Origin of the sequence: Yersinia bercovieri ATCC 43970 (assembly GCF_013282745.1) — a bacterium.
In the GTDB taxonomy this organism is placed as follows: Bacteria; Pseudomonadota; Gammaproteobacteria; order Enterobacterales; family Enterobacteriaceae; genus Yersinia; species Yersinia bercovieri.
Window position 1 is genome coordinate 2,458,675 of sequence record NZ_CP054044.1, and the last position, 15,685, is coordinate 2,474,359.

Below are 15,685 nucleotides of genomic sequence, written 5' to 3' on the forward strand. Positions count from 1 at the left end.
GAAATACCGAAATGATAATGATTATCATACGCATCCATTTTTCTGGTTATGTGACGCGTATGCGCTATTTTCAGGCTCTTTTGGTTTTTTGTCTGCTAAGTGTGGCCCTTAACGGGCAGGCAAAGAGTGTTACCGATATTCTAGGCCGTCAGGTGGAAATACCTGATAATCCACAGCGTATTATTGTGGGTGAAAGCCGGATGCTCTATACACTGGCGTTATTGGAGCCAGGAAATCCTGCGCAACGAGTAATTGCCTGGCCCGCTGACCTGGAACGTTACGATGCGCAAAGCTGGCAACTTTATACACAAAAATTTCCTGAAATTGCTCAAATCCCAATAATTAAAAGTGGCAACATTCGCCAGATAAATGTTGAGAGCCTGATCCTATTACAACCCGACCTGGTTATTTTGTCGCGGCTTGGAGGGGGAGAGGGCGATGACGGAACATTGGTTCGTTTAACCAAAGCCGGTATTCCTGTGATCTTTGTAGATCTGAGGATCGATCTGTTAAATCAAACGATCCCCAGTATTAAGTTGTTAGGTGAGGTGCTTAATCGTCAAGGGCGCGCCGAGAGATTTATCATTTTTTATCAGCAACATATGCATGTTATCCAACAGAGGCTGGCCCAGTATCAAGGGCGAAAACCGACGGTTATGCTGCATTTGCATCTAGGGCGACGTGAAAGTTGCTGTACCACGGCCTCTAAAGGCAATCTCGGTGACCTGATTGCTTTTGCTGGTGGCGACAATATTGCTGCCTCCCATATTAATACCCTGTATGGAGAACTGAATCCGGAAACTGTGCTGCAAGCCAATCCAGATATCTATATTGCTACCGGTATGGCCGGACTGACTGGTAAACGCTTTTCTCACTTAAAACTGGGGCCGCTAGTGAATGCTGAGCTGGCACAGCACAGCTTCCAACAAGTGTTGTCAGACCAACCTATCCTTTCCCATCTTCGTGCCGTGACTCAGGGCCATGCCTACAGTATTTGGCATAACTTTTACCTCAGCCCTTATCACGTTGTGGCAGTTGAGATGTTTGCCAAAGCGTTCTATCCCGATTTATTTGCTGATATCTGCCCACAGCAAACATTCCAACAGCTCTATAAACAATTTTTACCGCTACCTTTCTCAGGGATTTATTGGAGTTCGTCAAAATATGGAAATACTTAAGCGTCAACATTGGTATTGGTGCGGGTGCGCGCTATATTGGGTCGCGGGCGGGTGACGCAGCAAATCGTTTTATTTTAGATGATTACACTGTAGTTGATGCTTTTGTTTCATACTCATTACCGATTAATCATTATCGGGTGAAATGGCAGCTAAATGTGAAAAAACTGTTTGATAAAACCTATTACCCTTCAAGTGGTGGCAATTTGCGGATTGCTGTTGGTGAGCCTCGGCAGTTTGTTTTACGTGCCAGTATCGATTTCTGATTATGTTAATCACCTGGTAGGGATTAATGATTCCTATCAGGTGTACTAAAATATCATTTGTAATCTGTGTATCGTTAGTTTTACGGATTTGTAAAGTTTGCACTACCCTCAATTATCGGTATGATTCGCATCTACAGCATATAGCTGAGTGTTAATCTAATTTAGTCGGTTAACAATAGCGGCCAGTTTTTTGATGACGAGAATTTATCCTCAGAAGTTGATATGAAAGGACTTTTAAGTAATGACACAAACTATCTTCATGGTTGGTGCGCGTGGTGCAGGTAAGACAACGGTAGGGAAGGCGCTGGCAGAGGCGCTAGGATATCGCTTTATTGATACCGACCTGTTTATGCAACAAACTTTACAGTTGAGTGTTGCCGAAGTCGTCGCTCGCGAGGGTTGGGATGGCTTTCGTTTGCGAGAAAGTATGGCCCTGCAAACCGTCACAGCCCCTAAAACGGTGGTTGCTACTGGTGGTGGCGCGGTGTTGACCCCTAAAAATCGGACATTTATGCGTAATCACGGGTTGGTCATCTATCTACGTGCCTCTGCTAATGTGTTGGCGGAGCGTTTAACCGAAGATCCAGAAGATGCTCAACGACCAAGCCTCACCGGCAAACCGATCGTTGAGGAAATACTGGATGTATTAGCCAGTAGGGAAGCACTCTATCAGGAGGTTGCCCATCATGTGCTGGATGCAACTCAACCACTGCAAGAGGTTGTCGGGCATATTTTGCAGATTTTAGCGGATGAAACAGTGAAGTAGTTCGGGCGTTAGATCAATTTGTAATATGAATAATTAGTCCATCTGATTGTTTGATAATTATACGAAGCGTACAATCATCACCTATGTAATCATTTCGACGCAAATCATTTACACTGATTAATGCCATTTAAGGCAAGGCCAATCAAGGCGGGCCGATGAAAACCCTCAAATTATTTATCCATCAACACACCAATTTTATGCCTGCGTTCTGGTCAATATTGATTGTGCTCTTTGAAACCTCGCTGGCGCTATATATCTTACGAAATCTCTGAGGCCACTCTCTTTTGCTAAAAATAGACTCACCATTTATGTTGTAAGCCATTTTCGACTGCTCTGTTTTAGCTAAATAGCCACTTTCCCCTGGGGTAAACAGTAAATTCCAGCACCAATTTGTGCGTTTTCTCCGCAACCTTGGTTGTGAATTCGGTAATGATCCCATTTCGCCATAATAATCAGTGACAGAGCGTTTAGAGTGACTCTAATATGAAAGCTCAATTCTGATTAAGACGCGGGTGCAAAACTATGCTGAAATTTAATGAGTATTTTACCGGGAAAGTGAAATCTATTGGTTTTGACAGTGACAGCATTGGGCCAGCTAGCGTTGGGGTGATGGAGAAGGGTGAGTACACCTTCAGTACAGCTAAAGCGGAAGAGATGACGGTCATTACTGGCAGCTTAAAAGTCTTGATTCCAGGTTCGTCAGGTTGGGAAATTTTCAAGCCGGGTGAAACCTTCTATATCCCGGGGGAGAGTGAATTTAACCTGCAAGTTGCTGAAGCATCATCGTATCTGTGCAAATATTTGAGCTAATTTACTTTTAATTTAGCGAATGTTTCAGCCCTCTCCATACCAGAGAGGGCAATACTTGTTGAGTTGAGTTACAGCAGTATTAGTGCTGAGCCTCACCACCCAAAGCTTCAATCAGATTTTTAATCAAAGCAGCCAGTTCACTGGTCATCAGAATAAAATCGGCATCGAAACGTTGGGCAAAATCTTCCCGGTCAATATCATCATTCTGTTCACGCAAGGTGTCAGAGAATTTCAGGCGTTTCAGTGATCCATCATCGGATAGCACCAACTGAACACGCTCTTGCCAATCCAGTGCTAGCTTAGTTACCAACTTGCCAGCTTCAATATGCACCGCGATTTCATCACTGAACAGATCCTGTTTCTTACAGCGGATCACGCCGCCATCCTCCAGAATAGCTTTTAGCTCAGCTTCATCCATCAGTGTAAAACCAGCAGGTAATTCTTTACTGCGCACCCACTCAGTTAGTGTCAGCTCAATTGGATTTTCCAATGTCAGCGGCACTACCGGCAAGGAACCCAGACTTTTTCGCAGCAATGCTAAAGTGTCTTCAGCCCGCTTCGCACTGGCCGCATCGACCATAATTAGGTCATTGACCGTATCAATCCACAGGAAGGTTTGGTTAAATCGACTGAATGCTCGTGGTAATAAACTGTGTAGAACTTCATCTTTTAATGAGTCTTTTTCAGTTTTTTTCAGTTTGCGATGTTGTTCACCTTCCAGACGCTCAATTTTGGCTTGTAACTCCTGCTTAATCACCGGAGATGGCAAGATTTTCTCTTCTTTTCGCGCACAAATCACGATCTGGCCATTAACCGTATGGGTTAAGGCATCGCTGTGTGAACCCATCGGTGAGACCCAGCCGGTTTTTGCCATATCCTGGCTACCACAGGGGGTGAAACTAAGGGCGCTTAACTGTTTCTCCATTTCATCCGCAGATAGCGAGACTTCCCGGCTCAAACGGTAAACCATTAAATTCTTAAACCACAGCATAGTGTTATCCCTGGCTCGGGCGCGCCTGGAGCGCGCGAGTTAATCAAACGCAGGGCGGCATGATAACGAATTGATGCCTTGACCCCTAGCAAAGAATAAGAAAAAAGAGCGCCAGCCAATCATTTTCTAAATGCAATTTTAACCCGATGGGATTTAAACACGACCTAATGCAAAATTACGGATAACAAAGATTGTGTCACCGCGACCTATTGTCCACACTGAAAAGATAGGATTTCTATTATCGTTATTGCCTGGTCATATTGGGGCATATTTATTGCTCATAATACAACGAATAATTCCGTCAATGAGGTGGAGCGCTATGCGCATTGGTATCGATCTGGGTGGCACCAAAATAGAGGTCATTGCATTGAGCAATGATGGGCTGGAACTTTTCCGTAAGCGGGTTGATACCCCACGCCATGATTATCAAAAAACATTGCAAGCGATTGCTGCTTTAGTCGCTGATGCTGAACAGGCGACGGGGGAGCGGGGCAGTGTCGGCGTGGGTATTCCGGGGACACTCTCCCCTTTTACCGGCAAGGTAAAAAATGCTAATTCGGTATGGCTGAATGGTCAGTTTGTCGATAAAGATCTGTCAGATCTCCTCTCTCGCCCAGTACGTCTGGCAAATGATGCAAACTGTTTGGCGGTTTCCGAGGCAACCGATGGCGCCGGCGCAGGGAAGCATCTGGTATTTGCTGTCATTATCGGTACTGGCTGTGGGTCAGGTATTGCTATCGATGGGCGAGTTCATGCCGGTGGTAATGGCATTGCCGGTGAGTGGGGCCATAATCCCTTGCCGTGGCAGGATGACGAAGAGCGGCAATATCAGCAGGAAGTTGCTTGTTATTGCGGCAAAAAAGGGTGTATCGAGACATTTGTCTCTGGCACCGGTTTTGCCACTGATTACTTTCGCCTGAGTGGAAAACCACTTAAAGGCCATGAGATCATTACGTTGGCTGAACAGGGGGATGCAGTAGCAGAGCAGGCCATGAGCAATTATGAGCAACGTTTTGCCAAGTCATTAGCTCAGGTCATTAACCTATTTGACCCAGATGTGGTGGTTTTAGGTGGAGGAATGAGTAATGTTGAACGCCTCTATAAAACATTACCTGCGTTAATCAGCCCATGGGTCTTTGGTGGTGAGTGTGAAACCCCAATTCGTAAGGCGGTGCATGGTGATTCGAGTGGGGTGCGTGGCGCTGCTTGGTTATGGCCAACTGCCCTTCGCCCTTGACGCTACCGCGGTGTTAGCGGCACTCACTCACCCGAATCACTTACTTGAGTAAGCTCATCGGGACTTGCTCGCTTGCTGCCTGGCGGTAACGCCAATGGCTTTGGGCACGCCCTTCGCCCTTGACGCTACCGCGGTGTTAGCGGCACTCACTCACCCGAATCACTTACCTGAGTAAGCTCATCGGGACTTACTCGCTTGCTGCCTGGCGCTAACGCCAATGGCTTTGGGCACGCCCTTCGCCCTTGACGCTAGCGCGGCACTCACTCACCCGAATCACTTACCTGAGTAAGCTCATCGGGATTTGCTCGCTTGCTTATCCAAATGACGGTCTGAGTCAGTCATTGGGGGTCTGCTCAGTCTTGATTAACCCGGAAAATATTATCTAGACGGCTTACACCCAGTCCGTTGACTTTCTTCACTTTTATTTGCACTGGAATCCTCTCTTTCATGGCCTCAATGTGGCTGATGATCCCGATGGTTTTACCTGATGCATTCAGGCTATCAAGTGCATCCAGTGCGGTATCCAGCGTCTCTGCATCCAGCGTGCCGAAACCTTCATCGAGAAATAGTGAGTCAATGCTGGTTTTATGACTGACCAGATCCGACAGTGCCAGTGCCAGCGCCAGACTAACCAGAAAACTTTCGCCTCCAGATAGTGTGCGAGTATCGCGTATGGCATCAGCTTGCCATGTATCCACCACTTGTAACTCCAGTGCATCACTGGTTTTGCGCTGCAACAGATAGCGGCCATGTAAGCGGCTGAGTTGGTTATTTGCCAAATAGACCAGATGATCGAGTGTCAGCCCTTGGGCAAATTTGCGGAATTTATCACCCTCTTTGGAGCCAATTAAGTGATTGAGATAGCTCCAGTCATCATATTGCTGCTGGCTACGTTCAATTTGTTCAAACAGGGCATGTTGGTTATTACGACGAGCAGCGTCACTGTCTAGCTGATTGCGCAGCTCACCTTGGCGTAGTGTGTTGGCTTTTAGCTGTGCCGAGAGTTGATCCGACTGTTGCTGCAATATCGCCAATTCAGACATCTGATCGACGCCCGACGGGCACTGTTGCAAATGTTGTTCCAGCGCTTCGTTGATTTGCTGCTGGCGAATATGGATTTGTTGTTGCCGCTCACTCAATTGCTGTTGCAATTGCTGCAGACGTTGTCTCTCTTCTTCGCTCAGCAACGCGGCCGTCAGAGCCGCTTCATCTTCGAACGCGCTTATCTCCAACGCCTGCTGTAACTCAGCTTGAGCTGCCGCCGCACGCTGCTGATTATGTTGATATTGCTGCTCTAATCCCGCCAACTCACCGGATAACCGGTTGAGCTGGGATTGCGTTAGTTGTAGAGCTTCCGCTGCGTTTTGCTGTGCCAGATCCACCTGCTGCTGCTGTCGGCGTAACAACTGGCGCGCTTCGCTAACAGTGCGGTTGCCAAACAGGGCATCGCGCTGCTGCTGATATTGTTGTAGCAGGGCCTCAGTTTGTTGATGCTGCTGAGTCAGCTCAGTTAATTGATCTACGCCTGCTTGTAAATGGCGGCGCTCATCTTCAATCCGCGTCTCCAGTGCTTTTTGCTCCAGCACCCGTTGTTGTTGCTCTTGTTGATACTGCTGCCAGCGTTGGCTCTCCTCTTCCCGCAGTGCCAGCCAACTCGATTGCTGGTCAGCTTCAGGTATTGAGAGCGATAATTCAGCCAGCGCATTATGCAAGCACTGATGCATCAGTGCTAACTCATCCTGCTGGCGCTGATGCTGTGCTAATAACTTCTGGTGAGATTGCTGGGTATCATGTTGACGCTGCGTGATTAATGCCAACTGTTGCAGATGTTTTTGCTGCTGCTGTTCAGCTTGAGCCAGAACATCCTTAGCTTGCTGATATTGTTGATTTAAACGCTCATGCTCGGCCAGTTTTAGCTGGCATTTTTGCTCTAACTGTTCCTGCTGTTCTAGCCAGGTCACTAAAGCTGCAGGCTCATTCAAGGCAAAAGTCAGTGCCAATGGTTGTGCCAATGGTTGTGCCAATGTTTGCCAGCGCTGTTGATATTCAGCCAGTTGTTGGCGATGGTGCTGTAACTCTTGCTCCACACGCTGCTGTTGTTGCTGCACACTTTCTACCTGAGTGCGCAATTCGGTTCCGGCGGTGAAGAGTTGCTCGACTTGAAGGCGAAGTTCTTCAACGCGTTTAGCCGTTTCTGAGGGTTTTACCGCCTGATACGCAGTAACGGCGGGATGATCTAGCGCCCCACATAGTGGGCAGGCTTCTCCAGATTGTAGTTTGGCCCTTTCCGCCTCTAATCCGGCGATCTGTTTTTCGCGCTCCCACAAGCTTTCCAGATCTGTCAGATGCTGTTTTTGCTGTTTATATAACTGACGTTTTTCTGCCAACTGCTGTTCAAGCAGTTTTAACTGTTGCTGCTGGCTAGCGAGTTGCTGCTGTTGTTTATCGATTAGTGACTGAACTTGTTGCGCCAAAGGCGATAATGCCGCTAATTGTTGCCGTGTGGTTCGTTGTTGCTGGAGTTCGCCCCATTGTTGGCGTAGTTGTGCTGAAGGTTGTTGTTGCTCAAGCACTGATAATTGCTGCTGGATGCTTCCCGTCTGCGAACTGGCTTGTATCAATACTGCCTGTTGTTGCTTGTCTTGCTCATTCAGCGTGTTGATTTGTTGCTGTAACGTGTTCAGCAATGTGACCTGTTGCTGTAGCTGCTGTTTACTTTCAATTGACTGTTGTTGCAGTATTTGCCGTTGGCGGAACTGTTCACGCCATAAAGGGAGGTTTTTCTCCCAGTGTTGATGGTGGGTATGCAGGTGTGCATATTCCGCCAATTGTTGTAGGCGCTGATGGTTTTTTAGTTGCTGCTGCTCATTGAACTCAAGCTGCTGTCTCTCTTGTTGTTGCTTACCCTGTAGCTGCTGCAATTGCGTAGCAAGTTGCGCCAAGGTGTGCCGCTGCTGTGCAATAGTGTTATCCAGCGGGACGACTTTTTGTTCGATCACTGCTTCTTGCTCATGCAACTTTACTGCCTGCTGTTGGCGAGCCAAATTGGCTTGCTCTAATGCTTGAGTCAGTGGTGTCAGTTGCGTCTGAAGTTGCTGCTGTTGTTGAGTCAGTGTGGTGATACGTAGTTGTATTTGTTGCAAATCTTGTTGGCTACGTGAGCGTTCCCGCAGCAAGGGGCGCAACTTTTCAGCGGGCTCACTTCTGGCTAGCCGTTGCAGCTCCGGCTGAGCTTGCTGGAGAGTTTGCTCAATCAGTTTTTGTTGTTGCTGATATTCCAAGGCGCTCTTTTGCTGCTGTTGCCAATGGGTTAGCCAGGTTATTTGGTGTTGATTGACTAACTGATCTGCGGTGAGCTGTTTCTCTTGTTGATTGAGCAAATCTATCTGCTGCGATAGGGTTGATCGTTGTTCTTCATTTAGCAGTTCAATACCGGTTGCCCGTTGGTGCAAGGTATCCAGATCGGTTTTGGCCTGCTTATGCTGTTCGAATACATGCTCTGATAGACGCCCATAGATGTCGGTGCCCGTTAGCTCTTCCAATAGCTCCGCGCGGTCATTGGCGTCGGCATTGAGAAATGCGGCAAATTGCCCCTGTGACAGCATCATAGATTTGGTAAAGCGGCCAAAATCCAGGCCGGTTATCTCAGCAACCCTATCGAGTTTATCACGCACTTTATCGGCCAGAATCTTGCCGCTTTCACATAACGCCAGTTCAACTTTAGGCGCTTGCAGATTCCCTTCGGGGCTATTTTTTGCGCGACGTTGACTCCAAAATGCGCGATAGCGGGTGCCTTTCACCTCAAATTCAACTTCGGCCAGTGATTCTGCGGTATGGCGTGTCATTAGCTCATTTTGGCTGGGCGTGACATTCAGGCGCGGTGTTTGGTGGTACAGCGCAAGGCAAATCGCATCTAATAGTGTGGTTTTCCCCGCCCCGGTGGGGCCGGTGATGGCGAATAAGCCGTTGCTGGCAAACGGCTCAGCAGTGAAATCTATCTTCCACTCCCCTTGCAGAGAGTTAATGTTTTTTAGCCGCAGGCTTAAAATTCTCATATCGGTTGCTCCTCTGCGGCATCTTTACCTTGCGTGATCTCTTCCACCACCTGACTGAACATTTGGCGCATCCGCTGCTGGCGTGGTTCGGCTAAATCTGCCTCCTGTGCGAGCCTACGTTCAAATACATCGGCGACACTCAGCTCATTGAGTGTCTCTTTCTCTTGCCGCTCAATGCTGTTGTTACGCTGCTCTTTACTGCGACGTAATAGCACGACCTCAACGGGTAGATCTGCGGTCAGGGCCTGAATCCGCCGTTGAATATCAGTGAGATAGTCTTTGGTGGCAACTTCGATATCCAGCCAGACTGGTAAGCCCTGATGATCAACAAATTTAGCCAACTGCTGCTCGATTTGCTGCAAATCCCCTTTAATGAGCTGCATCGGCTGAAATTGCGGTATGAATAGCGGGGTCACTGATGCCAGGGTCTGTTGGGCAAACTCCACCAGATAGACACTTTTCTCTTTGCTCAATTCATCAAAACTCAGGGCAATGGGGGAGCCGCTGTAACGGATATGCTCGGTTTTAGCCACTTGCTGAGCCCGGTGAATGTGGCCCAACGCAATGTAATCTGCTGGTGGAAATGCTTGGGCGGGGAACGCATCCAGTGTGCCGATGTAGATATCACGAACCGAGTCTGAGGTGGTGACACCTAGGGTGGTGAGATGCCCGGTGGCAATAATAGGTAGCGGCAAACCCAGTTCGGTGCGCAGTTCAATGGCCCGCTGATATAACGCCTGATAGTGGGCAGCAATGGCTTCTTGCAGTGCCAGCTGTTTTTGCCCGCCAGATTCGCCGGCTTGACTAGTCACCAAGTCCCGTGGTCGTAAGAAGGGAATTGCACAGAGTAAGGCCGCAGGTTGTTGCTGATGGTTTTTCAGCGTAATAATTTGTTGTTCGAGATTGCGACTGGCACAAGAGATCACCGTGGTATTCAAATAGGAAAGCAAGTCACGTGATTCATTCAGTGTCGAGACTGAATCGTGATTCCCCCCTAGAACAACCAACTGGCAGCCCGTGGGCTGTAGCTCCACCACGAAGCGGTTATAGAGCTCGCGGGCATAACTAGGTGGGGAGCCGGTATCAAAGATATCACCAGCGACAATCAGCGCATCTACCTGATTTTCTTCAATCTGCCTAATGAGCCAGTGCAGAAATGCCTGGTGTTCGGCAGCCCGGCTTTTGGTGAAGAAGTGTTGGCCTAAATGCCAATCAGAGGTATGGATAATGCGCATAAATCTCCCGCACGGCAGGTTATCAGTCAAAGAGAGTGGCGCTGATTATAAACGCTGACCGCAGGATGTCGCGGCTAAAACAGTCGCTTGAAGTAAATCTCCGAGACGTCTCGCAAACTTGGCTGCTGCATTTTGCAATTACTGTAAAATTTATCACTATGCTTATTGCGGGTAGAAGCGCGATGTTTTTCATAAAAATGTCACAAAACTGACGCATAATGGCTCCCGAAATCAAATAGTGACCACTAACTTACTGGCAGGGTTGATGATGGCAAGACGCATACTGGTGGTGGAAGATGAAGCGCCAATCCGTGAGATGGTGTGCTTTGTGTTGGAACAGAATGGTTACCAACCATTAGAAGCCGAAGATTATGACAGCGCAGTCACTCGTTTGTCGGAGCCTTTCCCTGATTTAGTGCTGCTGGACTGGATGCTGCCGGGTGGCTCGGGTATCCAATTTATTAAACATATGAAGCGCGAAGCATTGACCAGAGATATTCCGGTGATGATGTTGACAGCCCGTGGCGAAGAAGAAGATAGAGTCCGCGGTTTGGAAGTGGGTGCTGATGACTATATTACCAAGCCTTTTTCGCCGAAAGAGCTGGTGGCGCGCATCAAGGCGGTTATGCGCCGGATATCGCCAATGGCGGTGGAAGAAGTGATTGAAATGCAAGGGCTAAGCCTTGACCCCTCCTCACATCGGGTGATGGCTAACGAGCAAGCTCTGGATATGGGGCCGACCGAGTTTAAACTACTGCACTTCTTTATGACCCATCCTGAGCGTGTTTACAGTCGTGAGCAGTTGCTTAATTATGTCTGGGGCACTAACGTTTATGTAGAAGATCGGACGGTTGACGTGCATATTCGTCGACTACGCAAGGCGCTTGAAGTTGATGGTCATGACCGCATGGTACAAACTGTCCGGGGAACTGGATACCGTTTCTCAACGCGCTACTGAGTTTTCAGTGCCGGAGAATTCGTTGTGTTAGAACGTTTATCGTGGAAAACGCTGGCTTTAGAGCTGGCCCTTTTTTGTTTGCCGGCATTACTGCTGGGTGCTTTTATCGGGTATCTCCCTTGGTTATTGCTGATATCCGTGCTCGCGGCGCTAGTCTGGAACTTCTATAACCAACTTAAGTTATCTCACTGGCTGTGGTTAGACCGCAGCATGACCCCGCCTGCTGGCCGTTGGAGCTGGGAGCCGCTATTTTACGGCTTATACCAGATGCAACTGAGAAATCGTCGGCGTCGGCGCGAGTTGGCACTACTCATCAAGCGCTTTCGTAGCGGTGCCGAATCACTGCCGGATGCGGTGGTTATCACCACCATTGATGGCAATATCTTCTGGTGTAACGGCCTGGCTCAGCAACTGCTTGGGTTTCGTTGGCCGGAGGATAATGGTCAGCATATTCTTAACTTATTGCGCTATCCAGAGTTCAGCCAATATCTGCAACAGCAACTTTTTTCCCGCCCACTGACCCTGCAATTGAATAATGGCTATTACGTTGAGTTTCGCGTGATGCCTTATTCAGAAGGGCAATTACTGATGGTCGCCCGTGATGTGACCCAAATGCGTCAGTTGGAAGGGGCGAGGCGTAACTTCTTTGCGAATGTCAGCCATGAACTGCGCACCCCCCTGACAGTATTGCAGGGCTATTTGGAAATGATGCATGACCAGGAGTTAGTCGGGCCATTGCGGGACAAAGCACTCGGGACGATGCAGGAGCAGACCAAGCGCATGGATGGGCTGGTTAAACAGCTATTGACGCTATCACGTATTGAAGCTGCACCTAATGTGGATATGAATGAGCGAGTGGATATTCCGTTGATGCTAAAAGTATTGCAGCATGAGGTACAGGCATTGAGTAATGGCCGTCACGAGATCACTTTTCGGGTAAATGAGCAGTTAAAGGTGTTTGGCAACGAAGATCAACTGCGCAGTGCTGTCTCGAATCTGGTCTATAACGCGGTTAATCACACCCCTGAGGGCACCAAAATTGAGGTGTGTTGGCAGCAAACGCCACAAGGCGCACACTTTCAGGTCAGCGACAATGGGCCGGGAATTGGCCCGGAACATGTGCCACGGCTGACCGAGCGTTTCTATCGGGTGGATAAAGCGCGCTCACGGCAAACGGGCGGTAGTGGGCTGGGGCTGGCGATTGTGAAGCACGCATTGAGCCACCACGATGCACGTTTAGAGGTGATGAGTGAAATTGGTCTGGGCACGCGATTTATCTTTACCTTGCCGAACCGGTTGATTGTTCCCGCAGTTTTAGCCGAGAATGCAGTCAAATCCTAACACTGCATGGATACTAAGCTGATGAGATGGGGGAAATGGGCGCTGTTCACTGCCATGCTAGGGGTTAGCTGTGGTGTTCTTGCGCAACAGGTGGAGCTATCACCGATGACGGCCGGGCACTCATCACTGCCCGTTTCAACAGCTGATACCTTGTCAGGTAATCTTTCCAGTGTTGGTTCTGATACCTTAGCCAACTTGATCTCCTTGTGGGCTGATGATTTCAATCAGCACTATCCCGGTGTTAATTTGCAGATACAGGCCGCAGGATCGTCCACTGCGCCTGCCGCGTTGGCAGCTGGGGCCGCTCAGCTCGGTCCTATGAGTCGGCCAATGAAAGCTGGTGAAGTTAGCGCATTTATCCAGCGTTATGGCTATCCGCCGCTGGCGGTCCCAGTGGCCGTCGATGCATTGGTGGTTTTTGTTCATCAGGACAACCCACTGAATAAACTGACTTTATCTCAGCTTGATGCCATTTTCTCGCAAAATCGCCGCTGCGGAGCACCTCGCCCGATTCAGCGCTTTGGTGAATTGGGGTTAACAGGTGACTGGGCGAATCGCGCTTTGCAGCGGTATAGCCGAAATTCAGCCTCAGGAACCTATGGCTACTTTAAGCATCGAGTGCTGTGTGATGGTGACTTTATGAATAATGTCAATGAGTTGCCTGGTTCAGCCTCCGTGGTGCAAGCAGTGGCGGGGTCATTAAATGGCATTGGTTATGCCAGTATTGGTTTTCGTAACAGTGGCGTTAAGTCATTGGCTCTGGCGGCTACTGGGCAGGATTTTGTCTTGCCGACACCTGAAAATGTTAAAGATGGTCGCTATCCCTTGTCGCGCTATCTCTATATTTATATCAATAAGGCACCGGGCCAGCCGTTGGAACCGCTGACTGCGGCACTCCTTGAACGAGTTTTATCGCCAGAAGGGCAGAAACAAGCTACCCATGATGGCTATCTGCCTCTACCTCCTGATGTATTGACTCATACCCGAAAAGCATTGGGCTTTGCTGGCTAGTCTGCTTTCAATATCACTTTTCGCCCATACCATCGGGCGCTGTTTCCTGCGAATAAAACTCTCGGGTAACCGGTGATATTTTCAACCGATGAGTAGAGGGAGCAGGGTAAGAGTGACCATAAATTGTTAACTATTGGATATAAATGATACAAATCTTGTGGTGCATATTTCTCTAAATCTGGCACGATTAACTGGTTTGGTGAAATTATCTGGATGATGACTCTGCTTTTATGATCCTCACTTGCCTTTCCCCGCTATAAACTGTCTACTTACCGCCGTTGTTAGCCTATTCCACCTGCAAATAACTTCAAAAATACTGCATACTGACGAAATAGATTGCTTATTAACCGCCGGAGTTTGCGTTTATCAGAGCTTTGTATTGTTTCGATCACGTAGGGAAGGCCACAGCTTAGGACTTTTTCTTTTGATCATTTTAACTAGGCAACGCACATCACTATGAGTCATCGTTTATCGTCTAAAGATATTATGGCATTAGGTTTTATGACCTTTGCTCTATTCGTCGGGGCCGGCAATATCATCTTCCCGCCGATGGTAGGTTTACAATCGGGTGAACATGTTTGGATGGCAGCACTCGGCTTTCTGATTACCGCGGTTGGGTTACCGGTAATTACAGTTATCGCGCTGGCGCGTGTCGGTGGTGGTATTGATGCTCTGAGTACCCCGATTGGCCGCGGTGCCGGTCTGGTACTGGCAACTGTTTGCTATCTGGCGGTCGGCCCACTGTTTGCTACCCCCCGTACTGCAACCGTCTCGTTCGAAGTGGGTATTGCCCCTTTGACTGGAGATGGCCCATTGCCACTGTTTATCTATAGCGTGGTTTATTTCGCGCTAGTTATCGGAATTTCGCTATATCCGGGCCGCTTACTGGATACGGTCGGGCATATTCTAGCGCCACTGAAGATTTTAGCGCTGGCTATTCTAGGTATTGCTGCACTGATTTGGCCCGCAGGCCCATTGATTCCCGCCACGGATGCCTATCAGCAAGTTCCGTTCTCCTCCGGTTTTGTTAATGGCTATTTGACCATGGATACCTTGGGGGCCTTGGTCTTTGGTATCGTTATCGTCAATGCAGCCCGTTCACGTGGTGTGGTTTCCTCACAGCTGCTGACGCGCTATACCATCTGGGCTGGATTGATTGCCGGTGTCGGTTTGACGTTGGTCTACCTGAGCTTGTTTAAGCTGGGTTCTAGCAGTGGCGCTTTGGTGCCGGATGCCCAAAATGGAGCGGTGGTGTTACATGCTTATGTGCAGCACACCTTTGGTGGGTTGGGAAGCGTATTCCTGGCTGCCTTGATATTCATCGCCTGTATGGTTACAGCCGTGGGCCTGACCTGCGCCTGTGCTGAATTCTTTGCTCAATACTTGCCGCTATCTTACCGGGCACTGGTGTTTATTCTCGGTATCTTCTCGATGATGGTGTCGAATCTGGGGTTGAGCCATCTGATTCAGATCTCTATTCCGGTTCTGACGGCAATTTATCCGCCATGTATCGTGCTGGTACTGATGAGCTTCACTCTACGCTGGTGGCATCACGCCTCACGCATCGTCGCTCCGGTCATGTTGGTCAGCTTACTGTTCGGTATCCTTGATGCGGTGAAAGCTTCCACCTTTGCGCACTTCTTGCCCGAATGGACGCAGCATCTGCCGCTGGCGGCACAGGGTCTGGCATGGTTATCACCTTCGCTGCTGGTATTCGTTGTCGTAGGGTTGTACGATCGCCTCTGCTGTCGTCAGGAAGTTGCTGCCAAGCAATAACTGCACAGCGATAGAATTTTTTTAGCCACGGCTCACCCCCGTGGCTTTTTGCTGAAAAAAGACG

11 protein-coding genes and 1 pseudogene are annotated in these 15,685 nt (G+C 48.8%); 9 read left to right on the plus strand and 3 right to left on the minus strand.

Features of this window, described 5'->3' with window-relative positions; translation table 11 throughout:
* Positions 1-59: 59 nt before the first annotated feature.
* From HRK25_RS10995 to ppnP, 4 genes and pseudogenes are all read left to right on the plus strand, one after another.
* Positions 60-1,178: an ABC transporter substrate-binding protein gene (locus HRK25_RS10995; protein ID WP_005274900.1), complete on the plus strand. Its 1,119-nt coding sequence runs from the start codon at positions 60-62 to the stop codon at positions 1,176-1,178.
* 5 nt (positions 1,179-1,183) lie between these two features.
* Positions 1,184-1,441: pseudogene (locus HRK25_RS11000) on the plus strand (TonB-dependent siderophore receptor); the annotation flags it as partial.
* Positions 1,442-1,682: 241 nt separating this feature from the next.
* Entirely contained in the window at positions 1,683-2,207 is a 525-nt protein-coding gene (gene aroL, locus HRK25_RS11005) for a shikimate kinase AroL (protein WP_032898028.1), read from the plus strand.
* 522 nt (positions 2,208-2,729) lie between these two features.
* Positions 2,730-3,017, plus strand: coding sequence for a pyrimidine/purine nucleoside phosphorylase (ppnP, locus tag HRK25_RS11010; RefSeq protein WP_005274892.1), 288 nt, complete (start codon positions 2,730-2,732; stop codon positions 3,015-3,017).
* A gap of 79 nt (positions 3,018-3,096) precedes the next feature.
* Here the strand turns inward: ppnP and rdgC are convergent, their stop codons facing one another.
* The gene (rdgC, locus tag HRK25_RS11015) at positions 3,097-4,008 is read right to left on the minus strand and encodes a recombination-associated protein RdgC (RefSeq protein ID WP_005274890.1); all 912 of its coding nucleotides are present in this window, start codon (positions 4,006-4,008) and stop codon (positions 3,097-3,099) included.
* Between the two features lie 319 nt (positions 4,009-4,327).
* Between rdgC and mak the strand changes: the two genes are divergently transcribed.
* Complete coding sequence (mak, locus tag HRK25_RS11020; RefSeq protein ID WP_005274889.1) at positions 4,328-5,245, plus strand: fructokinase; 918 nt, start codon at positions 4,328-4,330, stop codon at positions 5,243-5,245.
* A gap of 353 nt (positions 5,246-5,598) precedes the next feature.
* Here mak and HRK25_RS11025 read toward each other — a convergent pair whose 3' ends face one another.
* Both HRK25_RS11025 and sbcD read right to left on the minus strand, forming a co-directional pair.
* Positions 5,599-9,300, minus strand: a complete 3,702-nt coding sequence (locus tag HRK25_RS11025) for an AAA family ATPase (protein ID WP_032899154.1) — start codon at positions 9,298-9,300, stop codon at positions 5,599-5,601.
* Complete coding sequence (gene sbcD, locus HRK25_RS11030) at positions 9,297-10,535, minus strand: exonuclease subunit SbcD (protein WP_049602078.1); 1,239 nt, start codon at positions 10,533-10,535, stop codon at positions 9,297-9,299. Before sbcD ends, HRK25_RS11025 begins: the two co-directional genes overlap by 4 nt.
* Before the next feature lie 268 nt (positions 10,536-10,803).
* On the opposite strand from sbcD, the gene phoB reads away from it, so the two are divergent.
* The 4 genes from phoB (at position 10,804) to brnQ (ending at position 15,621) form a co-directional block, all read left to right on the plus strand.
* The gene (gene phoB, locus HRK25_RS11035) at positions 10,804-11,493 is read left to right on the plus strand and encodes a phosphate response regulator transcription factor PhoB (RefSeq protein ID WP_032899207.1); all 690 of its coding nucleotides are present in this window, start codon (positions 10,804-10,806) and stop codon (positions 11,491-11,493) included.
* 24 nt (positions 11,494-11,517) lie between these two features.
* The gene (gene phoR, locus HRK25_RS11040) at positions 11,518-12,834 is read left to right on the plus strand and encodes a phosphate regulon sensor histidine kinase PhoR (protein ID WP_099460531.1); all 1,317 of its coding nucleotides are present in this window, start codon (positions 11,518-11,520) and stop codon (positions 12,832-12,834) included.
* A 21-nt stretch (positions 12,835-12,855) separates the two neighbouring features.
* On the plus strand, positions 12,856-13,845 hold the full coding sequence (locus HRK25_RS11045; RefSeq protein WP_032897237.1) for a PstS family phosphate ABC transporter substrate-binding protein: 990 nt from the start codon (positions 12,856-12,858) through the stop codon (positions 13,843-13,845).
* 456 nt (positions 13,846-14,301) lie between these two features.
* Entirely contained in the window at positions 14,302-15,621 is a 1,320-nt protein-coding gene (gene brnQ / locus HRK25_RS11050; protein ID WP_005272791.1) for a branched-chain amino acid transport system II carrier protein, read from the plus strand.
* The last annotated feature ends 64 nt before the right edge of the window (positions 15,622-15,685 follow it).

Coding starts and splice junctions, on each gene's coding strand:
- HRK25_RS10995 (WP_005274900.1), top strand. CDS start 60: ATGCGCTATTTTCAGGCTCTTTTGGTTTTTTGTCTGCTAAGTGTGGCC.
- aroL (WP_032898028.1), top strand. CDS start 1,683: ATGACACAAACTATCTTCATGGTTGGTGCGCGTGGTGCAGGTAAGACA.
- ppnP (WP_005274892.1), top strand. CDS start 2,730: ATGCTGAAATTTAATGAGTATTTTACCGGGAAAGTGAAATCTATTGGT.
- rdgC (WP_005274890.1), bottom strand. CDS start 4,008: ATGCTGTGGTTTAAGAATTTAATGGTTTACCGTTTGAGCCGGGAAGTC.
- mak (WP_005274889.1), top strand. CDS start 4,328: ATGCGCATTGGTATCGATCTGGGTGGCACCAAAATAGAGGTCATTGCA.
- HRK25_RS11025 (WP_032899154.1), bottom strand. CDS start 9,300: ATGAGAATTTTAAGCCTGCGGCTAAAAAACATTAACTCTCTGCAAGGG.
- sbcD (WP_049602078.1), bottom strand. CDS start 10,535: ATGCGCATTATCCATACCTCTGATTGGCATTTAGGCCAACACTTCTTC.
- phoB (WP_032899207.1), top strand. CDS start 10,804: ATGGCAAGACGCATACTGGTGGTGGAAGATGAAGCGCCAATCCGTGAG.
- HRK25_RS11045 (WP_032897237.1), top strand. CDS start 12,856: ATGAGATGGGGGAAATGGGCGCTGTTCACTGCCATGCTAGGGGTTAGC.
- brnQ (WP_005272791.1), top strand. CDS start 14,302: ATGAGTCATCGTTTATCGTCTAAAGATATTATGGCATTAGGTTTTATG.